Below are 443 nucleotides of genomic sequence, written 5' to 3' on the forward strand. Positions count from 1 at the left end.
CGGTCGCTTCGCTGTCGACTTCCACGTCGACTGGCCTCTCGTCGGCAAACAGCTCGATCGGCTCGTTGTCCACGTCGACCTCGACGGGGATCAGCTCGTTGTCGACCGGCCTCAGCTCGACCGACAGCTCGGTCGCCTCGCTGTCGACTTCCACGTCGACCGGCCTGTCGTCGGCGACCAGCTCGATTTTGTCGCTCTCGACTTCGACCTCGACGGGCATCAGCTCGTTGTCGACCGGCCTCAGCTCGACCGATAGCTCGGTCGCTTCGCTGTCGACCTCCACGTCGACTGGCCTCTCGTCGGCGACCAGCTCGATCAGCTCGCTGTCCACCTCGACCTCGACCGGCATCAGCTCGCTGTCGACCGGCCTCAGCTCGACCGATAGCTCGGTCGCTTCGCTGTCGACGTCCACGTCGACTGGCCTCTCGTCGGCGACCAGCTCG

Annotated in this window: 1 protein-coding gene; it reads right to left on the reverse strand. The window is 65.7% G+C overall.

The features are described from left to right. Window positions 1-443, reverse strand: a 443-nt coding sequence (locus DIE12_RS38980) for a hypothetical protein (RefSeq protein WP_311768020.1), incomplete at both ends; no start/stop codon positions are given.

The sequence above is a fragment of the Burkholderia sp. Bp9015 genome (assembly GCF_003853505.1).
Lineage (GTDB): Bacteria > Pseudomonadota > Gammaproteobacteria > Burkholderiales > Burkholderiaceae > Burkholderia.